6 protein-coding genes and 2 pseudogenes are annotated in these 8,971 nt (G+C 67.0%); 4 read left to right on the top strand and 4 right to left on the bottom strand.

All coding sequences use genetic code 11. The features are described 5' to 3' along the window. Positions 1-240: 240 nt before the first annotated feature. The gene (locus OTB20_RS41415; RefSeq protein WP_267825074.1) at positions 241-612 is read right to left on the bottom strand and encodes a hypothetical protein; all 372 of its coding nucleotides are present in this window, start codon (positions 610-612) and stop codon (positions 241-243) included. 104 nt (positions 613-716) lie between these two features. Here OTB20_RS41415 and OTB20_RS41410 point away from each other — a divergent pair. After that, positions 717-909, top strand: a pseudogene (locus OTB20_RS41410) (IS110 family transposase); the annotation flags it as partial. A gap of 309 nt (positions 910-1,218) precedes the next feature. On the opposite strand, the gene OTB20_RS41405 reads toward OTB20_RS41410, so the two are convergent. After that, on the bottom strand, positions 1,219-1,530 hold the full coding sequence (locus OTB20_RS41405) for a hypothetical protein (RefSeq protein WP_267825075.1): 312 nt from the start codon (positions 1,528-1,530) through the stop codon (positions 1,219-1,221). A 341-nt stretch (positions 1,531-1,871) separates the two neighbouring features. Here OTB20_RS41405 and OTB20_RS41400 point away from each other — a divergent pair, with 341 nt between their 5' ends. Beyond that, complete coding sequence (locus OTB20_RS41400; RefSeq protein WP_267825073.1) at positions 1,872-4,088, top strand: transglycosylase domain-containing protein; 2,217 nt, start codon at positions 1,872-1,874, stop codon at positions 4,086-4,088. Between the two features lie 114 nt (positions 4,089-4,202). Next, the gene (locus OTB20_RS41395; protein ID WP_267825072.1) at positions 4,203-5,039 is read left to right on the top strand and encodes a C40 family peptidase; all 837 of its coding nucleotides are present in this window, start codon (positions 4,203-4,205) and stop codon (positions 5,037-5,039) included. A 47-nt stretch (positions 5,040-5,086) separates the two neighbouring features. On the opposite strand, the gene OTB20_RS41390 is transcribed toward OTB20_RS41395, so the two are convergent. After that, positions 5,087-6,339, bottom strand: a protein-coding gene (locus tag OTB20_RS41390; RefSeq protein WP_267825071.1) for an IS3 family transposase whose coding sequence is annotated in 2 segments (ribosomal slippage) — positions 5,087-6,057 and positions 6,057-6,339 — 1,254 coding nt in all. Because the reading frame shifts where the segments join, the coding sequence is not laid out codon by codon here. A gap of 252 nt (positions 6,340-6,591) precedes the next feature. Here OTB20_RS41390 and OTB20_RS41385 point away from each other — a divergent pair. Next, positions 6,592-8,031: a hypothetical protein gene (locus tag OTB20_RS41385; RefSeq protein WP_267825070.1), complete on the top strand. Its 1,440-nt coding sequence runs from the start codon at positions 6,592-6,594 to the stop codon at positions 8,029-8,031. 29 nt (positions 8,032-8,060) lie between these two features. Here the strand turns inward: OTB20_RS41385 and OTB20_RS41380 are convergent. Beyond that, positions 8,061-8,846, bottom strand: a pseudogene (locus tag OTB20_RS41380) (IS256 family transposase); the annotation flags it as partial. Positions 8,847-8,971 lie beyond the last annotated feature (125 nt).

Here is an 8,971-nt window from a genome sequence, read left to right as displayed (position 1 = left end):
CGAGGACGAGCTGGACCCGATCCTGATGGGCATCCCGCTGCAGCTGCTGGCGTACCACACCGCCCTGGCCATGGGCCGTGACATCGACAAGCCGCGCAACCTGGCGAAGTCCGTCACCGTCGAATAGGCACAGCTCCCGCAGGCCACCTGCGAGCAGTCGTCGCGCTCACGCCGAAGGGCCCCGCTAGCGGGGCCCTTTTCACTTGCTCCCGGGCAAGACGGGGGAGGAGCGGTGGTCGGTCATCCCGCGGCGGGGTCATCGCGCAGGGCGGCCGACAGCTCAGCGCGGGTCAGGTCGCCATGTTCTCCCGCGGCACGTTTACGGCGGACCGCGACGCCAACGCAGTGCTCGACGTAGCGGAGTTCGCAGTGCGCCCGCAGCATGACGCGCGCCGCCTCTGCGGTCGCGAAGCCCTCGTGGAGGAGCATGCACAGGCGGCACCGCCAGAAGTAGCCGCGCTCGGGGTCCTGGCCAGAGCACACCGGAGCCCGGTCCGGTTCGCCCGCGCCGGCGGGGCACGGCCCGTCGCAGAACCGCGGCGGGGCAGCCCCCGCGCCGTCCGCGGACGGGCCGGGACTGTGGCAGTGCTCGTAGCCGTACTGCTCGTTCATGGTTCTCCGTGCGTTGTCAGGCGGCCCGGGAAAGCCGGGTGTGGCTGTTGGGTTCTTGCCTTCAGTGGCTTCGAAGGGGTGCCCGCCCGCCCCTTCGGGGCGCCCTGATGTCGGCGCAGACCAGCATCATCCGCGACGGACCGAACCGGGACTTCTACCTCAAGAAGCGCGGCGAGGGGTCCAAGCACGTCCAGGCGTTCATCGCGCTCGCACGCCGCCGGGACGGAGTCTTGTGGGCACTTCCGCGCGACAACCGGGTCTTCACCCCCGGCCCCGCCGGTCGCGCAAGCGGCTTGACTTCATCGTTGAGACTCCTTTGCGCCGCGACGCGTGTGGGCGGCGGCGGTCGTACGACGCGGCCGGTCGTACGCGGCCCACTCGACCGAACCACTCCATCTCATGCCGGGGTATCGGTGCTCCCCCGACCGCCCGCACCGACCGGAGGACCCACCGTCCCCCGGTCGGCGGGTGGTCACGCCCAGCGGCGCTTCCCGCCGCCTCGTCCAGGCCCTGTCCGGGACTTATCGGAGGCTTGCCGTGCGCGCCCGCCTGGCCGGAAGACTGCCCGTGCGCTTCGGATTACGGCCCTCGCCGGCTGCCGTGGTCTCAGCTCCAGGGACCGGCCGGGGGCAGTGGGGACCCATGGAACAGGTCTTCCGGCGGGTACGGGCCGGCGGCCGGCACAGCGGCGTCGGCGTACTGGTCTGCGCCGGGCCAGTACCGGCCGAACGCCGCCCATTCGGCCACCATCTCCTCGTACACGGGTGTGGAGACCGTCGTGGGGGCGGGGACGGGCGCCGGCACGTACCGAGGCGGCGCGGAAGCGGTTGCGTGGGAGGTTGCGTAGCCCTGGTATGCGGGGGCGAGACCCGCGAGGCCGTAGGCGGTCGGCTGCGGTACGACGGTGATCGGCAGCATGGCTGGTGTCCTCTCGGAGAGGTCGTCGGGAGAAGGAGTACCCGATGCTCCGGCGCCCGGCGCCCGGCGTCCAACGGCGCCCCCGTTACCTGCCGCCTAGCCGTAAACAACCCCCCGTTAAGGCAGGCCTCCGTAGCTTCAGCGGCATGCGTGCACACCGTGAACCCCATCGTGACCGGCAGCCCTTCGGCGCCGGCGGTCAGGCCGGCCCGCGTCCCACAGCGGGACGGGCGGCCCGTCGGCAGGCTGCCCGCCTGGCACCGGCAGCGGCGCCCGGCCGCGGCGGAGCTCGCACCCGGCGCAAGGCACCGGTCCGGGGCCGGACGGGGTGGCGCCGCTTCGTGCCCCGGCCCCGCACGGTCATGTGGAGCATCCTGGGCGGTCTGCTGCTGATGCTGGGCGTGTTCGGGGCGGGCTACCTGCTCGTCTCCGTCCCGGACCCGAACGAGAAGGCCGTAGCCGAGAGCAACGTCTGGCTGTACCAGGACGGCAGCGAGATAGGGCGGTCCGGCGTGGCCCGGCGCACCAGCGTGCCGCTGTCGCAGGTCTCCCGCGCAGCCCAGGAGGCGACGCTCGCCGCAGAGGACCGCAGCTTCTACACGGACCCCGCCATCTCGGTCACCGGGATCGCCCGGGCCCTCTACAACAACGTCACCGGCGGCTCCCGCCAGGGCGGCTCCGGGCTCACGCAGCAGTACGTGAAGAACCACTACCTGACCCAGGAGGTCTCCCTGACGCGGAAGTTCAAGGAGCTGTTCATCGCCATCAAGGTCAACCAGAAGATGTCCAAGGACGAGATCCTCGCGGGCTACCTCAACACCAGCTACTACGGGCGCGGCGCCTACGGCATCCAGTCCGCGGCGCGCTCGTACTTCGACGTCGATGCGAAGAACCTCACCGCCGCGCAGGGCGCCTACCTCGCCACGCTGCTCAACGCCCCGACCCGATACGACGTCAAACAGTCACCGGAGCACCGGGACCGGGCAGTCGCCCGCTGGAACTACGTCATGGACGGCATGCGGTCCACGGGTACGATCAGTGCGGCGGACCGCGCCAAGGCCGTCTTCCCCGAGCCCCTCGAGCCCAAGCAGTCCGAGGGCATGGCGGGCCAGAACGGCTACCTCATGCAGGCCGCCCGCGCCTACCTGCTCGCCGGCGGCACGGTCAGCGAGGCCGAGCTCGACGCGGGCGGCTGGAAGATCAAGACGACCTTCGACAAGGTCAAGCAGGCGGACCTCGTCACCGCCGTCGACAAGGAGCTCAACGACCATCTGGATCCGACGAGCCGGGCCAACGACCGCGGCGTGCGGTCGGGCGCCGCGTCCGTGGAGAACGCCTCCGGCAAGGTCGTGGCCCTGTACGGCGGACCCGACTACCTCAAGCAGTTCATCAACAACGCGACCCGGCGCGACGTCCAGGCCGGTTCCACGTTCAAGCCCTTCGCCTTCGCCGCCGCACTGGAGGGCAAGGCCAAGGACACCGACGGCCTCCGCATCGGACCGCGCTCCCTCTACAACGGCAACAACGACTACACGGCGACCAACGGATACTCTCCGGGCAACCAGGGCGGCAAGAGTTACGGCGACGTCTCGGTCCGCGAGGCGATGGCCCGGTCGGTCAACACCGTCTTCGCCCAGCTCGCGCAGGACGCCGGGCTGCGCTCCGTGCGCGACGCGGCCGTTGCCTCGGGCCTGCCCGAATCCACCCCCGGACTTACCGCTGTTCCCTCCCTCCCGCTGGGTGTCGCCACCCCCAGCGCCCTAGACCTGGCCGGCGCGTACGCAACCTTCGCCAACCGCGGGGTGCACCACGACCCCCACCTGGTCCTGGAACTGAGCCACGGCGAGGAGAAGCGCGACCTGCCCGAAGGCACCTCCGACCGGGCCTTCAGCACCGCCACCGCAGACACCGTCACCGACGTACTGCGCAGCACGGTGGACGCCTCGTACGGCAGCGGCAAGGCAGCCAAGGCCGCCGGACGGCCCGCTGCGGGCAAGACCGGTACGACGAACGAGCACAAGTCGTACTGGTTCATCGGCTACACACCGGAGCTGACCACCTCCGTGGGAGTGTTCCGCGAGGACCCGGACAGCCACGCGCAGCTGAGCCTTCAGGGCCTGGGCGGCGAGGCGGGCGGTGGCGGCGGCTTCCCCGCGCGGGTGTGGGCCGCATACACCAAGTCGGCCCTCTCTGACATGCCGGTGCAGGACTTCCGCACATCGGCCTCGACGAGCGGCTCCGGGTCGGGCGCCGACACGGGCACGGGCTCCGGCTCCGGCGGCCGCGGGCCGGCTCCGACCGGTGGGGACGAGCGTGGGACCGATCCCGTTCCGACCCCGTCAACGCCTCCCTCCGCATCGGACGGTCCGCCGGTCGCTCCCGATCCCTCGAGCCCGCCGACGGGCCCCACTGGCCCCCCCAGCCCCACTGACCCCACCGGCCCCACCGACCCGCCGCCGGGGACGATCCCCGACGACGACATCCCACCGACTCCCCCGGTGTCTGCGCCTCCGGACGGCAACGGCCCTCCCGTCGGTCCGTCACGGCCCCGGCTCTGAGCGCCTCTGCCTGTAGCCGGCAAGGCTTCGCACCGATGTCCCCTCCCCCAGATTTCCTTCAGTGAACACAGCCCGCCGTGCGTGGCGGCAAACCGGAACGGATGTTTCCCCCTCATGAGCGACAGCACGACCTGGCGTCCCCACTCATCACCCAGCCGGTGCCCGACATCCGGCCGGCACCGCAAACGGACCGGCCGGGGCGGCCTGACCGCCCTGCGCACCGGCGTGACCACCGGGGTCCTCGGCACGGTCACGGCGGTGTCCCCGGTGACGGCCGAAGGAGCCTCCGACCTGAAGGGACGGGACCGGGACAGCATCACCATGGAACTGGACCTGAGCTCCTCCCTCGCCTCCAGTAGCGGCCTGGCCTGGGACGCCGTCTGGCTCAGCGGCGACATCCACACCCGTCAGGCGGCGGAGGCCAGGGCAGCCGTGGAAAAGGCCGCAGCCAAAGCGAAGGCGGCGGAGAAGGCCGCGCAGGAGGAGGCGGCCCAGGAGAAGGCCGCCAAAGCGAAAGCAGCCAAAGCGAAAGCAGCCAAGGCCAAGGCCACGAAGGAGAAGGCCGCCAAGGCCAAGCCTGCCGCCGGGAAACCGGGAGCGGGCGCCACCGCCGTGGCCGCGTTCGCCCGCGCGCAGATGGGGAGCGCCTACGTATACGGCGGAACGGGGCCGTCCGGCTGGGACTGCTCCGCCCTGGTGCAGGCGGCCTACAAGGCGGCTGGCATCGCGTTGCCGCGTGTCTCCCAGAGCCAGTCGGCCGTGGGCACCTCGGTCCCGCTCAACGACCTGCGGCCCGGGGACATCCTCTACTGGGGCGACAAGGGAAGCGCGTACCACGTCGCCATCTACGTCGGAGGTGGAAAGTTCATCGGCGCGCAGAATCCGTCAGACGGCGTGGCCGAACGCACCCTGGCGTACGACCGGCCCACGGGCGCGGTCCGGGTACTCTAAGGCCCCCGGCCGTCCCGTCGTGAACCGTTCCGGGTTCGGTAGAGATCTCAGTTTGTGGTTGTGACCTGGGGTTTTGTTGCTGTGAGGTAGTGGGTCGTCTCGTATTCGACGGGTGGGACGTTGCCTATCTCACCGTGGAGTCGGCGGTGGCAGTACCAGTCGATCCACTCGGCGGTGGCCAGCTCGACCTGGGACAGGGTCTTCCAGGGCCGTGCGGGTTTGATCAGCTCGGTTTTGAACAGGCCGATCGTGGACTCCATCAGGGCGTTATCGTAGGCATCGCCGACCGATCCGATGGAGGCCGCGATGCCGGCGGCGTCCAGGTGTTCGGCGAGGCGGAAACTCGTGTATTGCGACCCGGCGTCCGAGTGATGTATCAACTCGCCGCGCTGGTGCGGGAATCCGTCGCGGTCGCGCTGCCACAGCGCCATCTCCAGGGCGTCCAGGACGAGCCTGGTCTCCTTGGAAGTGGCGGCCGACCAGCCGACGATACGGCGGGAGAAGGTGTCCACGACGAACGCGACGTAGACGACGCCGGCCCAGGTGGTGATGTGAGTGAAGTCCGCCACCCAGCAGCGGTTCGGCGCGGTGGCGACGAAGTTCCGGTCCACCAGATCCGGGGCCCGCTCGGCCTGCCCCCCGGGGATCGTGGTGACTACTCGTTTGCCGCGGACGGCGCCGGTGATACCGAGCTCACGCATGAGGCGTTCGACGGTGCAGCGGGCCACGTCATGGCCCTGCCGGTTCAGCTCGCGCCAGATCTTCCTCGCCCCGTAGACGCGGTAGTTGGTGGTGAAAACCTCGTGGATCAGGGCTTTCAGTTCCATATCACGCACGGTTCGCGCGGACGGTTCAGCAAGACGTTTGTGGTGGGCATAGTAGGTGGAGGGGGCGATCTTGCAGTCGTGCTCGGTGAGCGTTCTGCAGATCGGCTCGACACCGCCGAAGCGGGCCCGGTGCTCGTCGATGAACGCTACGAGCGTGTGTGTGGCCGGTCGAGCTCGGCCGCGAAGAAACTCGCCGCGGCTTTCAGGATGTCGTTCGCCCGCTTCAGCTCGGCGTTTTCCTTCTTGAGGGCCTTGCGCTGGGCAGACTCCTCCGTCGGCGTCCCCGGACGGACGCCTGAGTCGACCTGGTCCTGGCGGACCCACTTACGCAGTGTCTCGGTCGAGCCGATGCCCAGCTTCTCGGCGACCGCTTTGATCGCAGCCGACTCGTTCGGGTAGTCGCGGCGAACCTCGGCGACCATACGGACCGATCGTTTGCGCAGCTCAAGGGGATAGGAAGAAGGACGTGCCATGACTCGATCCTTTCATGGAATCGAGTCTCTACCGAACCCGGAACGGTTCACCGCGACTTCGAAACGCCCCTGGTCCTTCACCACGCCTCAGCATGAGATTGGAAAAGGCTCACTGTCTGGTGCAGCCCGTGCAACGAGGGCGACCCCCGCTCGATGAAGGACAGTGCCCAGGAGATTGTTCGAAAGGGATGGGCGCCGGAAAACTGCACGTACACAATGGAGAAGGAGCGTCTAATCGAGAAGGAGACACGAATGAACTGGCAGGACTATCTCAAGGAATGCGACTACCTCCCGGATTTCGCTCAGATCTATTCCTACGAGAAGGCCCTGGTGGCCTTTGCTGCATGGATGGCTGCCAAGAACAGCTGCCGCGAGCTGACCATCCAGGAGGTCGAAGGGATTCGGAATGGCGAGAAGGCGGCCGGGGAAGTCATCGACGGTATTCATAACGGTGCCCATTCGATTTCCCACGTTGATCAAGGCGAGGTGTACGGCGCCTTTCTCGCCGACTGTGAATTCACGCGCAACCTGTGGACTAAGCCTGACAGCCGTCACCTCGACCGGCGCGCTGAAATGAACAAGGTGACCCTCTTGGAGGCGATGGGGGAGGGTGGTGAATTCTACTGGACCACCTTTGACGGACTGCTCCGCTTGAGTCATGAGCAACCGAAAGTTCCGGAGTTTTTTGCCGGCAGGTGGGGGCGGAATGACTGTGTAGAACTTGACAGCGCTTCGGGTGCAGTGGCAGATGAAATCAAGGGTTACGGATTCACTGTAGTCAGGAAAGGGGACTCCGGGTCCTTAGGGAAGCCGAAGAAGAAGCATCAGCCGAAGTCATCCGGAAAATCTGAGATTGACCCGTCGCGCGTTTTCGGCGCTAAGCGCGGCCTGGAGATCTTGAAGGACAGCCTAAAAGATCCTGACCTCGGCGATGGCGAGGCAGCGGTCATCCAGGAAAAAATCAAGTCGCTAAGCGCTTTCCTCTCCAGCAATGGGGCCAAGAAAGCCCTGGTGCATGTCGAGGCTTCCCGGAAGAGACAGGAGAAAATAAATGGCGTACTCCGCACGCGTGCGGAGTACGCCGGCACTTATGACGATGTGATGAATTTCAATATCAGGGAGGGTGACCACGCGCCGGCAGTGCCGCCCAAGAAAGGAGAGAAAGACAGTAAGGCTCTGGAAAGGAAGGCGGCCCAGGCCCTGGGGCTGAAGGAGGGGCGAGACAAGTTTTACGGAGGCCACGGGAAGAAAGTGAACCGTGAAAGGCCGCCGGGCTTCAGTAAGCAGGTAGTTGACGAAATGGTCATGGGGATCAGTGACGGGGAGCTGCCGAAGATCGATGGCGTTCCTTCCAGGCGTCGTCTGCGTGTACCTGATAATCCTGAATCGGTGGAGTTTCCCGGCATGCACTGCACCATAAAGACTCTGGGTAAAAAGATGGGCGAGGTGAAAGACGGTCTCTACTTCACCAGGAACGCGGAAGGTATCGGGGGTGGTGACAAGAAACACGGCCTCAGGGGCTTTGTGATCCGGAAGAAGGGGGGCGTGCTCAGCGTCGTCTTCGACGACTTTAAGAAGGGTCGGCAGGAAATAGAGTTCGAGGATTTCGTCAAGGGCGACGCGGGGCTCCAGCTCGACCTCGATCACGTGTTCCTTGTCGAGCAGTACGGGACGGTGCGTGCCAAGCCGTGAGCCCTTACTTGAGCAGGGCTTCGGCCCGGTCATGTCCCTTGTAGTGGTGTAGCTGATCTTTCGGTGGTGTCGGGCAGCCGGGTTCCGGTGTCTGGATAGAGACTGTCCATGCTTTCGATGGAGAGGTAGCGGCGGGGGAAGGCAATCCATTCGTCGTGGAGCTCAGTGAGGACGGCGGTGGCCAGACGGCTGACCGCGGCGGGGTTCGGGAAGACTTGGACGACGTCGGAGCGTCGTTTGATCTCCCGGTTCAGCCGTTCGAGCGGGTTGGTCGACTGGATCTTCTTCCAGTGCTGGTACGGGAAGTCCGCGAACGCGGTCAGGTCCTCCTTCGCCGAGAGGAGCATCTCTTTGACCTTGGGGAACTGCTTGCCGAGCATGTCCGCGACGGTGTCGAGGTGGGTCCGGACGGCTTCGGCCGTGGGCTGGGCGAACAGGGTGCGGATCGTTGCGGCGACCATCTCCGCGGACCCCTTGGGGATCACGGAGAAGACGTTGCGGACGAAGTGGACGCGGCAGCGTTGCCAGGCGGCGCCGATCATGACTATCCGGATCGCCTTGACCAGGCCGCTGTGGCTGTCGGAGATCACGAGGCGGACGCCGGTCAGTCCGCGCTCTCGCAGGTGACGCAGGAACTGGCTCCAGAAGACTTCGGTCTCGCTGTCGCCGACCATGACGCCGAGAACCTCACGGCCGCCGTCTTCGGTGACGCCGGTCGCGATCACGACGGCCTGGGAGACGATCCGGTGCTCGACGCGCGCTTTGACGTAGGTGGCGTCGAGGAAGAGGTAAGGGAACCGGATGTGATCCAGCGGCAGGGCTGTTGCAAAGTCGGATTGATCTTGTAGACGCGCTGGTGTGGCCGTGTGACGGTGTCCGGCGGAGGCGCTACGAACGCAACGAAGCTCCCGTTGATGCGGGTGACCTTGCCAAGTCGCCT

Source organism: Streptomyces sp. H27-H1, from assembly GCF_026627445.1.
Classification (GTDB): Bacteria; Actinomycetota; Actinomycetes; order Streptomycetales; family Streptomycetaceae; genus Streptomyces.
This window is presented reverse-complemented; position numbering and strand designations above follow the sequence as displayed.

Coding starts and splice junctions, on each gene's coding strand:
- OTB20_RS41405 (WP_267825075.1), bottom strand. CDS start 1,530: ATGCTGCCGATCACCGTCGTACCGCAGCCGACCGCCTACGGCCTCGCG.
- OTB20_RS41395 (WP_267825072.1), top strand. CDS start 4,203: ATGAGCGACAGCACGACCTGGCGTCCCCACTCATCACCCAGCCGGTGC.
- OTB20_RS41415 (WP_267825074.1), bottom strand. CDS start 612: ATGAACGAGCAGTACGGCTACGAGCACTGCCACAGTCCCGGCCCGTCC.
- OTB20_RS41385 (WP_267825070.1), top strand. CDS start 6,592: ATGAACTGGCAGGACTATCTCAAGGAATGCGACTACCTCCCGGATTTC.